Annotated in this window: 3 protein-coding genes; all 3 read right to left on the bottom strand. The window is 62.1% G+C overall.

The window, feature by feature from the left end; all coding sequences use genetic code 11:
• Positions 1-77: 77 nt before the first annotated feature.
• The 3 genes from JFU58_RS17205 to JFU58_RS17195 all read right to left on the bottom strand — a co-directional run bounded on the left by JFU58_RS17205 (position 78) and on the right by JFU58_RS17195 (position 16,147).
• On the bottom strand, positions 78-2,501 hold the full coding sequence (locus JFU58_RS17205) for a TonB-dependent siderophore receptor (protein WP_063028508.1): 2,424 nt from the start codon (positions 2,499-2,501) through the stop codon (positions 78-80).
• Between the two features lie 186 nt (positions 2,502-2,687).
• Positions 2,688-5,849 carry a non-ribosomal peptide synthetase gene (locus JFU58_RS17200; RefSeq protein WP_201141327.1) on the bottom strand — a complete coding sequence of 1,054 codons (3,162 nt, stop codon included), beginning with the start codon at positions 5,847-5,849 and terminating at the stop codon, positions 2,688-2,690.
• Positions 5,846-16,147: a non-ribosomal peptide synthetase gene (locus JFU58_RS17195; RefSeq protein WP_201141325.1), complete on the bottom strand. Its 10,302-nt coding sequence runs from the start codon at positions 16,145-16,147 to the stop codon at positions 5,846-5,848. The genes JFU58_RS17200 and JFU58_RS17195 overlap by 4 nt, the downstream gene beginning before the upstream one ends.
• Positions 16,148-16,166 lie beyond the last annotated feature (19 nt).

The raw sequence follows: 16,166 nt of genomic DNA, 5'->3' as shown, positions 1-16,166 counted from the left end.
CCCACTCTGACAGAGACTTTCCAGCCCACAAAAAAAAGCCCCCGCACGGGTCGGTGCGGGGGCTTTTTGGTGGGTGCTTAGAACTGGTACTTGAGACCCACCATCACATTGCGTGGATCACCGCTGAAGTAGCTGTTATAGAGGCCATAACCGCTGTAGTACTGGCGATCGAATACGTTGTTGAGGTTGACCGATGCGCTCAGGTGTTTATCGATATCGTAGCGTGCCAGCAGGCCCACCACGGCGTAGCTGCCTTCCTTGGCTTCGGCTGGCAAGTCTTCATTGACGAAGTACGTCCGGCCCTGCCATGTGACGTTACCGCCCACGGTCAGGTCCTTGAGCTGCCCCTCGAGCTTGTAGCTTGTGGCCAGTTTGAACTGACGTTCCGGGCGCTCCGGACTGATGCGCTTGTGCTGCTCATCACGAGGCTGAGCGTAGGTATAACCGGCGAGCACTTGCCAACCTGGCAACACTTCACCGGAAGCCTGCAGTTCAAAGCCCTTGGTGGTATTGGTCACGCCTTCGTAAGCGTCCCTGCCGTCTTCGGTGCTGCCGACGTATTGGGCGAAGTTGTCCTGCTTGGTCTTGAACACCGCGATACTGGTATTGAGCGCACCGCCGTAGAACTCGGATTTCAGACCCGCCTCGTAGTTCTTGCCCGCCATCGGTTCGAGGACTTTACCGCTCATGTCGATGTTGCTTTGCGGTTCAAAGATGTCTGTGTAGCTGACATAGACCGAGTGCTGTTCGGTCAGGTCGTAGACAACGCCGGCGTAGGGGATGACCTTGCCGGTTTTCTTCGCGTCGTCACGGTCCGGGTTATCCGGGCTGGAGTTGGAACCCAACTCGCCTTCGCGTTTGTAATTGACGACGCGAGTGCCGAGGATCACCGAGAGTTCATCGGTAGGCTTGAACCGGGCCGCAGCGAAACCACCCACCTCCTTGATGTGGTAATCCTGGGTGCTCCAGCTGGAGTAAGACGTCGGCCGCGCCGGGTTATTGCCCCAGGTGTCGAAGTCCACGTAGATCCGGTCGGCGTTTTCCGAAAAATACTCGGAACGACGGTTGCTGACGTTCAGCCCCAGCATGAGGTCGTGAGAACGTCCGAACAGAGAGAACGGCCCGGTGGCGTACGCGTCCACGGAGTCAGTATTGATGGTGTAGGTCTTGTGGCTGCGGAACACCTGAGCCTGTCGAGTCTGCTGGTCAGGAAACGGCCCCCAGCCCACAAGGTTGCCCTGCATCTGTTCGGTGTCACCCTTCCAGTGGCTGGCCTCAACCCGCAGCATCCAATCATTGTCGAAACGCTGCTCGACACCCCCAAAGTACTTGGTGCTCTCACTGTCACCGTACGCCCATTTGGCCGCCGGGTTCTTGGAACGGGAAAAATCGGTGCGGTTGCCATCGGAATAGAACAGCGGCAGTTGGCCAAAGCTCGAACCGTTGGAGTTGATCTTCTGATAGTCGATCCCGCCGTAGACCATGGTGTTGTCGTTGAGGTCGGCCTCGCCAATGGCGTAGAACACGTTTTTCTTCGACGAGTAATAGTCGATGAACGAATTGGCATCGTCGTAGGCAGCCACCACCCGGCCGCGCAAGGCACCGTTTTCCGAAAGCGGGCCAGAAAGATCCATCTCGGTACGGTAGCGATCCCAGGTTCCACCGCTGCCGGAGACATATCCCTGGAAGTCCTTGGTCGGACGTTTACGCACCAGGTTGACGACACCCGCCGGGCTGCCGACTCCACTCATCAGACCGGTCGCGCCGCGGACCACTTCCACGCGGTCGTAGATGGCCATGTCGCGCACACCCAGGCCATTGGTGTTGGTGGTGAAGTCAGAGGTCGGAACGCCGTCGTACTGAAAGTTGTTCAGGCCAAAGCCGCGGGAGTAGAAGTTGTAACGCTCGGTGTCATCATGCATGACCGCCACACCGGGGGTTTGCTGCAACACATCAGAAATAGTGCCCAGCCCCTGATCCGTCATTTGTTGACGGGTGATCACCGTGACCGACTGCGGCGTTTCACGTAACGTCAACGGCAATTTGGTCGCGGTGCTGGTAGCGCCGGTGGTATATGAGCCCGAGTTCTCGGTGGTTTCACTCATGGCCACAGCGCCGATTTTCGTTGCGCCCAGCTGCAACGCGCCCGTCTCGCCCGCACCGCTGAGCAGCACGGTATTGTCTTCAATCGTGTAGGAAATCCCGGTGCCGCTGAGTAGCTTCTGCAATGCCGATGACACATCCAGATCGCCGTGCAGCGCCGTGGCACGTTTGCCCTGAACCAGATCAGGGGAGTAGAGAATCTGCCGACCTGATTGCTGCCCCAGCTCGCGCAAGGCGCCTTCAAGCGATTGCGCCGGAATGTTCAGCTCGGCGGCAGCCAGCGAACCGGACATGCCCAGGGACAGGCTCAGCACCGCGGCGGTGAAGGGTTGCGGACGCCCCTTTAATAAGTCCAAAGCCCGCTGCAGCGAGGTTTTGTTGTGTCGTTCAACAGACATCGATATGCCCTTTCAGAGTAGAGAACTCAGCAGAAGTTAGCGCGAATGAGAATGCTACTTGTTTGATATCAGTCATAAGACGTGCCACCGCGACGAAACCGGAAGGTTTTTGCTGAAAAAATTCATTTAAGTTTTAGAGCGCTGAAAAGCTGCCTGGCCGTCTCCTTGACGGCCAGGCAGGACACGTCAGGCAGTGGCGGAAGGTCGCGACCTGGCGAGCAGCGCCTCGCGTTGTTGTGGCGACAGGCTGTTGAGTTTCATCCGTACCTGAGCGGTGCGTTCCAGTGCACCGGGAGAAGCTTCGTTGCGTGTCAGGGCAATCGCCAATTCGGAAACACTCGGATGGTCAAACACCACGCCGGGATGAACGTCCAGCTGCAATTGCTTGCGCAACGCCGACACCAGTTTGATCACCAGTAACGAGTGCCCGCCGAGGGAGAAGAAATTCTGCTCGATGCTGAGCCGCTCGACCCCCAACAACTGCGCCATGCCTTCCGCCAACAAGGTCTGCAACGCGGTACTTGGCGCCACATAGACCTGCGCCGCCAGCAGCGACTCGGGTGCCGGCAGGCCATGACGGTCCAGCTTGCCATTGGCCAAACGGGGCAGATGCTCCAGGGCAAAGAAATGCGCCGGTACCATGGCGCCCGGAAGGCTCGCATTGAGCTGCTCACGCAGCACGTCGAGCCAACCTTCGGCAGGCGTCCCTTGCGCCTGGACATACGCCACCAGTTGCACATTGGCCTCATCACCTTCGCACGCACGCCAGGCAGTAACCACTGCCTGGGCGACAACCGGCTGCGCCAGCAGCGCTTGCTCGACTTCCGCCAACTCGATACGGAAACCACGCACCTTAACCTGATGATCACGACGACCTACCAGTTGCACACCGCCTTGAGGCAAATAGCGCCCGAGGTCGCCACTGCGGTAAAGGCGCTCACCGGGACGGTACGGGTGCTGGATAAAGGCTTCGCTGCCCTGCCCATTCAAATAGCCACGCGCCACTTGCTGACCGCCGATATACAACTCGCCCAACGCCCCCTGCGGCACCTCACGCAACTGCTCGTCGAACAGGTAGACCTCGCACCCGTCGAACACCTGTCGCAATGGCACCCCATGGCTCAGGTCGCTGTTTCTGTCGAGGGGCTGATAGAGCACGCCCACGGTGGTTTCGGTGGGACCGTAGTGGTTGAACAGACGACACGTCGGCGCGACCTGGAAGATCAGCTCCACCAGACTCGGCGCAATGGCCTCGCCCCCCAGTATCAGGGTCGTCGGCAAATAACGACTGTGTTTGTCGAACAGCGCACTGAGGTGCGACGGCACGATTTTCAGGCAGTCGATCTGATGGCCCTGCATAAACCCGGCAAAGTGCTCGGCCTCTTGCAGGTCTTCATCGCGGGCGATGTGCAGCGGGGCTCCGTGCAGCAAGGCGGCAAACAGCGTGGTGTGCCCCAGGTCGGCGGCCACCGTGGAAGTCATGGCAAATGACGTGCAATCAGCCAGCCCCAGCGCAGCGCTGGAAGCCAGCACGTAGTTGAGCAATTGCCGATGTTCGACCACTACGCCTTTGGGTGTACCGGTGCTGCCAGAGGTAAACAGTACATAGGCGGCCTGGTTCGCCGAGACCGGGGCCCAGTCAAAGACCACATCGCGGTCAATCTCAGGCAGTTGATCCACCAGCAGCACTGCCGCCGAATGCCCCTGCCCACGAGCCCGGTCAGTGACCGTCAACACCGCGCCGGCCTGCTCAATGATCAACGCCTGACGGCCTGCCGGCCATTGCGGATCAATCGGCACCCACGCCGCACCGGCGCGCCAGACAGCGAGCAACGCTACCACCAGGTCCAGCGAACGGGGCAACGCCAGGGCCACGACCTGTGTCGGCTGCACCCCGCTGATGCGCAAGTGGCGAGCCAACTGTTCGACACGATCGGCCAGCGCCCGATGCGTCAGTTGCTCACCGGCAAAGCTCAAGGCCAGTGCTTGCGGCGTGCGCTCTGCCCACTGGGCAATCAACTGCGGCAGGCTCGGACCCTCCAGGTTCAATGGCAGGCCGATGCACTGTTGCTGGCGCGCGCGCTCTCGTGCACCGATCACCGGCAGATCGGCGAGCGCAGTATCGGGAGCCGCCGCCAGGCCGTGCAACAAGGTTTGATACTGTTCCAGCAAGCCGTCTATCGATGCCTCGTCATAGAGCAGCGGATCAAACCGCAGTTGGATGGCGTGTACCTGCTCTTGCGCCTCCATCAGGCGCAGCTCCAGTTCAAACGGCGCCACCGCGTCGTCCACGGCCATGACCGCCCAGTTACCGTAGTGTGGCGATTCAGCCTCGCAAGCAACGCCGAACAACTGGTGCTGCGTGCTCGACGGTGCCTGCACCGACCAGTGCTCCTGCCAGGTCAGGTGCGCTTGCGCCTGCGCTTCAAGTTCCGGCAGCCAATGCCCGAGGCTGTGTTGCAGGGGTACGTCGATGACCAAGGGCAGGGTTTTCTCGAACACACCCACGCAATCGGCGAAAAACTCGTAGTCCTGCCGGCAATCGTGACGCCAGCCCACCTGCATCTTTGTCTGCCCGCCAATACGTGCCAACAGAACCCACCAGGCCGCTTGCATGACCCGGGCAACCGGTTGCCCCAGCGCTTGAGCATAGCCGGTGAGAGCCCGTTGCAACGCTGGTTCAAGGGCAGCCCGTAACGTTTGCCCGGCCTGCAAGCGAGCCACACCGTTGTGTCGATAGGCCAGGGCCGGCGCGTTCGCCGAGCCCATTTGTCGCCAATAGTCGCGACCGCTCGCCGCGTCTTCGTCCTGCTCCATCTCCCCACGCCAATCAACGTACTGCGCGTACTGCCCGGCCTCCGGATCCAGCGCACACGATTGATCGGCCACATAAGCCTGATGCAACGCGGCGCAAAGCACCCGCAACCCGTTGCGGTCGCTGAGTAAGGCCGAAATGCGCAACGCCAGGCCATGGTGCTGTTCGCCAAACCGACAGGCATGCAGCACCGCAAGCGTCGGCGCGTCTTCGGCAAAACCGAGTTGTTGCTCGGCGCGCATCTGCGCTTCGAAGGCCCCCCAGCCTTGGGCGGCGGGCTCGATCCGTAAAGGCCAGCCCGAACGTGGCTCCAGGGTCTGGCGCACGCCCCGATAGGTCGGCACCCGCAGTAAACGGGTCGCCAGAATGGGTTGGTCGACCAGCACTTGATCGGCGGCGCGCTGCAACCGCGCCAGGTCCAACGCCCCGCGGACCTCGATCAACAGCAGCAGCGCATGATGTTTATCGCCCACCGCGTCATTCAAGCACGCTTGCTGTTCCGGGCTCAGGGCCTGACCGTAAGAGGTACTCATTGTCCGGCCTCCACTTCCAGTGCCCGAAGCAACGGTTGCTCCCGGGATGCTTGCAACGCTGAACGATCGAACATGTCGCCCATCGCCACGACGATCTTGCGTGGGCCTTCGAACGGGTCACGGGCATGCGCTGCAAGCATATTGTCCATCAACACCACATCGCCTTTTTGCCAGTCGAAGCGCACCGCACATTCCTCGTAAAGCTCACCGATCAACGCCATGACCTCATCTTCAATTGGAGTGCCATCGCCGTAATAGACATGCCGGGGCATGTTGTCGATGCCGAACAGGCCGATCAGGTCGTCGCGCACATCCGCGTCCAGGCAATAGATATGGTGCAACTGCACCTGATTGAAGAATGAGCGCGCCCCTGTCAGCGGGTGGGTGATGACCGCCGGGCAACGCGTGCGCGTCTGCAACTCATCGTTGTCCAGCCACACCCATTCGATACCGGCTGCCAGGCAGCGGGCCTCAACCTCCTGGCGGTCGTCAGTCTTGAAGAAATGCCGCCACGACACGTCGAGCTTGTCGGTGAAAGTGCGCACATACAGCAGGCCTTTTTCTTCAAACTTTTGCAGCAGTTCGGCCGGCAACCGGCGGCACATCTCCCGGCAATCGACAATCGGCGTGGCACCGCCCACCGGCGACGGCAGCTCGCAATAAAACATTTGCTTGCGCGGCCAACGGTCCTGATGCGAGCTCTCGTTGTGGAACAGAATCATTTTCTTTTCCGGGTACGGCGTGGAGCGGTAAGTGTTCTTGCCCCCGTCCTTTTTCGGCAGGTCGCCATAGTTGCCGTAAAGCCCCGGCTGCAAGGCTTCGGCAAACTGCTCGAATTCCTCGATGCCGTTCAATGCAAAACCACGGAACAGAATGCTCGCATGGCTGGCCAGCTTTTCCTCGACCAGGGCCCGGTTGTTTCTCACCCATTCGATAACGTCCAGGCCACTGTCCGCAGGCTGTGCCAGCAGCGGGAAAACCTGGCCTTCGCGTAACGCGCGAAACTGCACCTGAGGCCCGTTGGCCGGTGCCGTTGGTGGCCCCTTCTTGAGGAACTTATTGAGCTTGTCGAACTTCTTGCTCGCAACCTTTTCCGTGGCAGGCGCTGGTGGTGCAACAGACATGACGAATTCTCCGGACAGTGTGTGTCGGTCCTGCACCGCCTGCTCAAGAATGCCGATCCAGCTGCGCATCATCATTTCGATGCGTTCGCGCCGGAACAGGGCGACGGCGTACGACCAATTACAAACAAGGCTATTTCCAAGCTCTTCAACGAACAGGCCCATCTCGAATTTCGAGTGGCGCTCTTTTAGTTCCAGTGGTTCCAGCACCAGGTCGTCGACCCGCAAGGTCGCACTGGGCGTGTTGTTCATCACGAACAACACCTGAATCAGCGGATTGATACCTTTGATACGTTCCACGGCGCAGGCGTCGATGATCAGGTCGAGCGGCAGCTCCTGATGCTCGAACGCGGCCAGCGCGTTGCGGTTAAGCGTCTGTACGTACTCGCTGAAAGGCTGCTGCGGTGTCAGGCGCGAGCGCATCGGCAAGACGTTGACGAAGAAGCCGATCAGCCCTTCCAGGGCCTGTTGCTGACGCCCCGCCACGTCCGTGCCAATCACCAGGTCGGTGGTGTCACAGGTGCGGTGCAACATCAGTTGGAACGCAGCCAACATCAACAGGTACGGGGTGCACCCCAACTGCTGGGCCAGCGCCTTGATCGGTTCGTAGAGCGGCGCTTCGAGGCGCAGTTCCACGCTGTCACCGTCATGGCTCGCTTGGGCAGGCCGTGGGTAATCCAGGGGCAACGGCAGGTGTGAAGGTGCACCGCTCAGGGTTTCCCGCCAGTAGTCGGTGTCTGCCGCAAGCCAACAATCACTCAGCAGGTGCTGCTGCCAGAAGGCATAGTCGAGGTATTGCACGGGTAAAGGCGGCAACGGTTCCGGGCTGCCGCCGTACAGCGCAATCAACTCCTGCACCAGCACCGCCATCGACCAACCATCGGAGATGATGTGGTGCATCGCGAACAGAATCAGGTGCTCCTGTGGGCCATGCCGCAACAAGTGCACCCGCAGCAACGGCACCTGTTCCAGGTCGATACGTTCGGCGCCGCAGTCAAGCAGCCATTGCTGCTGTGCCTGCGCACGTGCCTGGGAATCCAGGCTGCTGATGTCGAGCACGCGAATCGGCAAATCGACGTGTTCGGCCACCCGCACCAGCGGGTTACCGTCGTCGTCTTCGTGATAGCTGGTACGCAGAATCTCGTGGCGTTCGATCAATTGCGCAAAGCTGCGCTGCAAGCGTTGCAGGTCCAGTTCGCCGCGTACGGTCAGCGCTGCGGGCAAGTTATAGGCCGCGCTGTCTGCGGAAATACGCTCAACCAGCCACAACCGCTGCTGCGCCAGGGAAAGCGGCAACACCCCCACTCGGGGCACCGTCACCAGGGGCGGTAATACCCGTTGGGGTTGGGCCAGGGCGCGACGCTGCTCCAGGCGCTCAGCCAGGGCCGCCAGTTGCGCACATTCAAACAGGTCGCGCAGACGCAGGGTGTCGAGCCCTTCGGCATTTGCACAGGACACTACCCGCGTGGCCAACAGCGAGTGCCCGCCCAGCTCGAAGAAGTGATCCCCCAGGCCCACTTGCTCAACCTGCAAGACCTGCTCCCAGATACCCGCCAACTGCCGTTGCAGGGTCGTGACCGGAGCCTGGTACGCATCGCGCCCCTGATTCAGGTCCGGCACTGGCAGGGCCTTGCGGTCCAACTTGCCATTGGGGCTCAACGGCATATGTGACAACAGCGTCAGGTGTGTGGGCACCATGTAATCAGGCAGCAAAGCCTTGAGATGCTGACGCAGCCCATCGCGCCAGGCGCTCTGTATCTCGGCCTCGGCATGCACCAGCGCTGATTCGCGAGGCACCAGCCACGCCGCGACCTGCAAACCACCGGGGCCTTCCAGGGTCATCACCAACGCCTCGCGCACGCCGGGGTATTCCTGCACCCGCGCTTCGATTTCGCCGAGTTCAATACGGAACCCGCGAATTTTCACCTGATGGTCGGCGCGACCGACGTACTCGATCACCCCGTCCGCGCGATAGCGCGCCAGGTCGCCGGTACGGTACAGACGGCCAGCTCCGAATGGGCTCGGTACAAACTTCTCAGCACTCAAGGACGGGCGGTTGAAATAGCCACGCGCCAGCAACTCTCCGCCGATCAACAACTCACCAACCACGCCCACCGGCACCGGATTGAGGGCGTCATCCACCAGGTAAATCGAGCGTCCGTCGAGCACCTTGCCAATGGGCATCACCAGGGGCAAGGCCGCAGCGCCGGAAACATAGTCCGCACAGTCCAGTGCCGTTGCGGTGACGGTTGCCTCGGTAGGACCGTAGGTGTTGTACAGCGCCAAATGCCCCAGGCCAGCTTCTCGCCAGGCCAGCAAGCCTTCCGGCGGCATCGCTTCTCCGCCGGCGTGTACCTGGCGCAAACGCCCGTAGCTGCGAGGCCCCTGAGTGGCGAAATCGCGGGCCAGCATGTGCCAATAGGCCGTGGTCACGTCGACCACACTGATGCCATGGCGAATGACCTGCTGGTAGAACGTCTCGCTGTCCCACAGCTCACCACCACGCAGCACCACACACGCGCCTTCGCACAACGCCGGGTAAAGCTGTTCGACAAACCCGTCAAAGTTGAAGGTACCGAACTGCAAGACACAGTCGTCGGCGGTCAACTGGAACACCGCTTTCATGACCGCGGTGTGCCGCGCCACTGAAGCATGGTTGATCCCCACGCCCTTGGGCCGGCCGGTGGAGCCCGAGGTGAACATGACGTAAGCGAGGTTATCCGGATGAGCCAGGTTCGGCAGGTCCAGCGTGGGATATTCCGCCAGCCATTGCTCGCAGGTGTCCACGCACAACACCTCGACACCGGCCGGAATGGGCAAGTGTTCCCGCAGCGCAGTCTGGGTAAGCAACAACTGCAAGCCACTGTCCTCGATCATCCAGCCCAGGCGCTGGGCGGGATATTCCGGGTCCAGGGGCACATAGCCGCCGCCGGCTTTCAAAATCGCCAGCAGGCCGATGATCATGTCCAGCGAACGGCCCACGGCAACCCCGACCAGAACGTCCGGGCCAACACCCAGTTCACGGAGTTTGTGCGCCAAGCGGTTGGCACGCTGGTTCAGCGCCGTATACGACAGTCGCTGGTCATCCAGGACCAGCGCCGGCGCATCACCGCGCGCCGTCACCTGAGCCTCGAACGCCTGATGCACGCACAGTGCGGCAGCCGTCGTGTGGGCGGGGTTCCAATCGTGAATCATGACCTGATGCTCGCCGGCCAGTAGCGTCGGCACTGCCCCAAGGGGCTGCCGGGCATCACTGACAAACTGCTCCAGCACATGGCGCAGGTGGCCGAGCAAACCGTGGATACTCGGTTCGGCAAAGCGCTCGCGCTGATAGCCCAGGCTCAGTGACAGCCGATCACCGCTGTAGACGGTCAGCGCCAACGGGTAGTTGGTGTGTTCGTGGTTTTGCGCGCCACTGAAGCGCAGGCCACCAGTGGCACCTTGCTGCAAACTCTGGGCAACCGGGAAGTTCTCGAACACCACTATGCTGTCAAACAGGGCTTCACCGGCAGAACCCGCCCAACGCTGGATATCGTACAGCGGGGTGTGTTCATGTTCGCGCAAGCCCAGGTTGAGCGCCTGGACCTGCTGAATCCACTCACCCACCGATTGCTCCACGGAGGGCTCGGCAATCAGCGGCAAGGTGTTGATGAACAGCCCGACTTGCCGCTCGATGCCTGGCAATTCGGCCGGACGCCCCGATACCGTGGTGCCCAAGGTCACACAGCGCTGGCCGGTGTAACGCTGCAGCAGCAACAGCCAGGCGGCCTGCACCAGGGTATTGACGGTGACCTTCTGCTCACGGGCAAACTCGACCAAGCGCAACGAAGACGAGGCGTCCAGCAGCAGGTCGAGTTCAGCGTAGCCCTGTCCGGGGCATTCCTGGCGCGCCATGGCCGAGGCCAGCAGCGTCGGCCCGTCCAACCGGCCCAACCGCTCCATCCAGAAGGCCTGACTGGCCTCGGCGTCCTGGCGTTGCAACCAATCGATGTACTGGCGATAGCGTACGGGAGGCGCGAGTGGGTGCTCGCCGGCGTACCGCGCGAGCATTTCAGCCAAGAGCTGGGCGTTGCTCCAGCCGTCCATCAGGATATGGTGGTTGGTGTAAACCAGGTGATACCGCTGCTCATCCAGGCGAATCAAGGTCAAGCGCATCAACGGCGCCTGGCTCAGATCAAAGCCTCGCAGGCGATCCTGTGCGGCGAACGCCTGAGTGTCCTGCACGGCGGCGTCGCGCCAGTCGAGGACCTCCAGCGGCAACCTGACCGTACGATGCACCACCTGCAGCGGCTGCTGGCTGCCGTTTTGCCAGATAAAACCGGTGCGCAGGATGTCATGGGCATCCAGGGTCGCCTGCCATGCCGCGCGAAAACGCTCTACCTCCAGGCCATCGACATCAACGGCCAACTGATTGACATAGGTGTCGTCCCCCTGCTCGTAGAGGGTATGGAACAGCATGCCTTGCTGCATGGGTGACAACGGGTAGATATCGTCGATGGCCGGCCCGGCCAGCGGCAGCCCGTCGAGTTGCTGCTGGGTCAGGTTCGCCAGCGGGAAATCAGACGGCGTCACCTGTCCGGCAGGGGTCCGGCAGCAATGGTCGATCAACGCCGTGAGTTCGGCGACGTAGTCGTCGGCCAGGCGCTGGATCGTCGACACGTTGAACATGTCGCGGCTGAAGCCCCATTGCAACGACAGCTCGCCGCCATACACCTGGCCTTCCACGGTCAGCCAATTGGCCAGCGGAGCCTGGGGATCCTGGGCCTGCCCACTGCCCTCCTCAGAGGGTATAAACAAAGCGTTCTGATCGAACTGACGATCAAACTGGCCGAGGTAGTTAAAGGTGATGCGCGGCTGCGGCAGGGCCGCTAACGCCGCGCCGACCCCAGGCTCGGCAAGGTAGCGCAGCACGCCGTAGCCAATGCCTTTGTCCGGCACCGCACGCAGTTGCTCCTTGACCGCTTTGATCGTGGCCGGCAGGTTTTCGCCCGGGGTCAGGTTGACCGGGAACAGGCTGGTGAACCAACCCACGGTACGGGTCAGGTCCAGGCCTTCGAACAGGTCTTCGCGGCCGTGGCCTTCCAGCTGAACAAGGGTGCTGCCCTGCCCGCTCCAGCGGCACACCACACGTGCCAATGCCGCCAACAGCAGGTCGTTGACTTGGGTGCGATAGGCGGCGGGCGCGTGGGTCAGAAGCTGACGCGTCGTGTCGGCATCCAGGGTGCTACTGACTTTCTGCTCCAGGCAGTGATGCAGGGCGCCTTGAGGATTATCGCAAGGCAAGTCCACCGACGGAGCGTGCCGAAGGCGCGCCTGCCAATCTTCAAGCTGTGGCAGGAAGCGCGGAACGGCGTCTTGCAGTCGAGCGGTCCAGGCTTGATAGGACGTGGTCTTGCCCGCCACAGCCGGCACGCTGCCGTCCCGCAAGGCGCGATACATCTGCTGCAAATCATCCAGCAACACACGCCAGGACACACCGTCCACCACCAGGTGATGGACCACCAGCAGCAAGCGCTGGCTGTGGTCGGGCATCTGCACCAGCAGCGCTCGCAGCAACGGGCCGTCTTGCAGGCTGAGGCTGCGCTGGGCCTCATCACACAGCTCGGCCAGGGCCGCGTTGCTGTCAGCCTGGCGCTGCCATAACACGGATTCAACCGCGGCCTCGCCGTAGTGCTGCAGCCATCCCTCGGTACCCGACTGATACCGCAGACGCAGGCCATCATGGTGGTTGACCAATTGCTGCAACGCAGCGTCCAGGTGCGCCGCCGCTATCGGCTCGCGCGGCACCAGCAACAACGACTGGTTCCAGTGCTGACGCTGGGGGATGTCCTGGGCGAAAAACCACTGCTGCACCGGGCTGAGAAAAGCCGGACCGTGGGCAGCACCCTGGTCGATGGCGGTGTGCGTGCGCAGGCTGGCGACTTGCGCCAGGCTACGCAGGGTCTGGTGCTGGAACACATCCTTGGGGCTCAGGCTGATCTCGGCCTGGCGTGCGCGGCTGACCACTTGCATGGAGACGATCGAGTCGCCGCCCAGTTCGAAGAAGTTGTCGTCCAGCCCCACGCGCGCAACCCCGAGCACCGCTTGCCAGATCGACGCGAGGGTTTTTTCCGTGTCGCTGCGGGGCTCGACGTGTTGCCGGGCCGGTTGTGAACTGTCGATGGCCGGCAGGGCCTTGCGGTCGAGTTTGCCGTTGGGGGTCAGTGGCAAGTGCTCCAGGAACAGCAAGTGGTTGGGCACCATGTAAGCCGGAAGCACCTGCTTGAGCGCAGCCTTGAGGGTTTCGCGCAAGGCTTCCTGAGCCTCGGCATCACCGGGCAAACGTGGGTCGGTGGGCACCAGATAAGCCACCAGTTGCTGGCCGCTCGGGCTGTCCTGGGCCAGTACCGCCAACTCGCGTATTGCGGGCTGGCGCAACAGCTGCGCCTCGATTTCCCCCAGCTCGATACGGAAGCCGCGCACCTTGACCTGATGGTCGATGCGCCCCTGGTACTCCAGCACGCCGCCGTCCTGATAACGCACCAGGTCGCCGGTGCGGTAGAGACGTTCGCCATCGTTGGAGAACGGGTTGGGTACATAGCGCTCGGCCGTCAGCGCGGCGCGTCCGAGGTAGCCGCGGGTGATCCCCGCGCCCGCCAGGTAGAGTTCGGCGCAAACACCCTGGGGCACAGCCTGCAACTGGGCATCCAGCAGGTAGCTGGCGGTATGGTTGATGGGCCGGCCAATACTCGGCTGGCCCCCGGCGGTACGCCGGGTGTAGGTGGAGTAGGTGGTGTCTTCAGAGGGCCCGTAAAGGTCGTAGACATGTTCGACGCCAGGCTGTTGATACAGCGCCTCCACCAAGGTCTGTTTCAGCGGCTCGCCGGCCAGGTTGATGATGCGCACAGAGGGAGGAATCTGCCCGGTGCGCTGGAGCGCGGCAATCGCCGATGGCACCGTGTTGATCAAGCGCACCCGGTCACGGGCCGGCAGGTCGGGCAACTCCAGGGCGTTGCGGGCGATGATCAGCGAGCCGCCGGCGGCCAGGGTCACAAACAGTTCCCACACCGACAGGTCGAAACACACCGAGGTCGAGGCCAATACACCCTGCACATCCTCACGGCTGTAGACCCGCTGCGACCAGTCGATCAGCGCCAGCACGTTGCGATGGGCAATTGCCACGCCCTTGGGCTTGCCGGTGGAGCCCGAGGTGTAGATCACATAGGCCAGGTTGTCCGGGGTTACCGCCGTGACCGCTTCGGTGACAGGCCATGGCGCTAGCAGCGATACCGGATCGTCGAGCAAAATCACTTGGGTATCGGGGATGATCGGCAGGGTGGCCGCCACCGCCTGTTCGGTCAGAAGCAGCAAGGCGCGGCTGTCTTCGAGCATGTAGGCCACGCGCTCGGGCGGGTAGTCCGGGTCCAGCGGCACATACGCGCCACCGGCCTTGAGCACCGCCAGCAGCGCCACCAGCAACGCCTCGGAACGGACCATCGCCACGCCGACGCGCACCTCTGGCCCCACTCCGTGCTTGATCAGCAGATGGGCCAACTGATTGGATTGCTGATCGAGTTGCTCATAGGTCAGCTCACGGACGCCAAAGGTGACCGCCAGTGCCTGCGGAGTTTGCCGCGCCTGCTCGGCAATGCGCTGATGGATGCACAGCGCCTCGGGGAAGCTGTCGTGACGGGGATTCCAGTCATGCACGATGCGCTGGTATTCGTCTTCGTCCAGCAGCGGCAAATCGCCGACCGCTTGAAGGGGATCGGCCACCATCCCCTGCAACAGTCGCAACCAATGGCGCGCCATGCGCTCGATGGTGGCCGGGTCGAACAGGTCATCGGCGTAAGTCAGTGCGGCATGCAGGGTGCCGGACTGTTCATAGGTGTCCAGTGTCAGGTCGAATTGCGTAGTACGGCCTTGCCCTTGCACCAGGCTCAGTTCCAGACCTGACGCGGTGCTGACCGTGGAAATATCCGCCACCTGTGGCTGGTGGTTGTACATCACCTGGAACAGCGGTGCGTGGCTCAAGCTGCGCTCGATATTCAGCGCCTCCACCAGCCGTTCGAAGGGCAGGTCCTGGTGGGCCTGGGCGCCAAGGGCCGCTTCCTTGATGGCTGCCAGCAGTTCGTCGACAGGGGTTTGCCCGTTCAATTCAGTGCGCAGTACCTGGGTGTTGACGAAGAAACCGATCAGCCCTTCGATCTCGCTGCGGTTACGGTTGGCAATCGGCACGCCAACCCGAATATCGCCCTGACCGGTGTAGCGGTGCAGCAGCACGTTGAACGCGCCCAGTAGCAGCATGAACAGGGTCACTTGATGCTGCTGGGCACAGGCGCGCAATTGCTCTACCAGCCGGGCGTCGACTGCGAAGGCATGACGTGTACCGCGATAGCTGGGCATGGCCGGACGAGGGTGATCCGTGGGCAGTTCCAGCACCGGATGCTCATTACCCAGGCGCGCCTGCCAGTATTCCAACTGGCGGGCCTGCTCCCCCGCTTCCAGCCAGCGGCGCTGCCACAGGGCGTAGTCGCTGTACTGGATCGGCAGGGCCGGCAACCGCGGCTGCTCATTGCGCTCATGGGCGTCATAGCAGCGAATGAACTCGTCGATCAGCACGTTCATCGACCAGCCATCGGAAACGATGTGGTGCAAGGTCAGCAGCAGCACGTGTTCCTGCTCGGCCAGCTTGAGCAAGTGCACCCTCAGCAAAGGGCCGTTGGCCAAGTCGAAGGGCAGCAACGACTGGCGGGTGGCGGCCTGTGTCACCGCCTGCTCGCGCTCGGCTGGCGCCAGGGCGCTGAGGTCTGATTGCTCGATGGCCAGCGGCGACTGTGCGGCCACTTGCAACAGACTATCATCCGCCTGGCGCTGGAACACCGTGCGCAAAGTCTCATGGCGGGCCACCAGGCTGGCGAACGCCTGCTCAATCGCCGGCAGGCTCAACGCCCCTTTCAGCCGCACCGCCCCCGGCAGGTTATAGGCGCCACTGGCAGGGTCCAGTTGCCACAGAAACCACATCCGCTGCTGCGCGTAGGACAGCGCCTGCCGGTCCTCGGCCTCCACTCCTGCAGGAATCGGAAACCGCGAGAACTCCACCCCTTCCCTCTGCAGCGCCTGGAGGAACATCTGGCGTTTTTCCAGGGGCAACCCGATAAACCGGCGAGCAAGTTTCAAGGAGTCTTCAGCGTTCATTTCTTGGGATCCGGGGCAA

It is taken from the genome of Pseudomonas sp. TH34 (genome assembly GCF_016650865.1).
Classification (GTDB): domain Bacteria; phylum Pseudomonadota; class Gammaproteobacteria; order Pseudomonadales; family Pseudomonadaceae; genus Aquipseudomonas; species Aquipseudomonas yamanorum.
This window is presented reverse-complemented; position numbering and strand designations above follow the sequence as displayed.

Coding starts and splice junctions, on each gene's coding strand:
- JFU58_RS17205 (WP_063028508.1), bottom strand. CDS start 2,501: ATGTCTGTTGAACGACACAACAAAACCTCGCTGCAGCGGGCTTTGGAC.
- JFU58_RS17200 (WP_201141327.1), bottom strand. CDS start 5,849: ATGAGTACCTCTTACGGTCAGGCCCTGAGCCCGGAACAGCAAGCGTGC.
- JFU58_RS17195 (WP_201141325.1), bottom strand. CDS start 16,147: ATGAACGCTGAAGACTCCTTGAAACTTGCTCGCCGGTTTATCGGGTTG.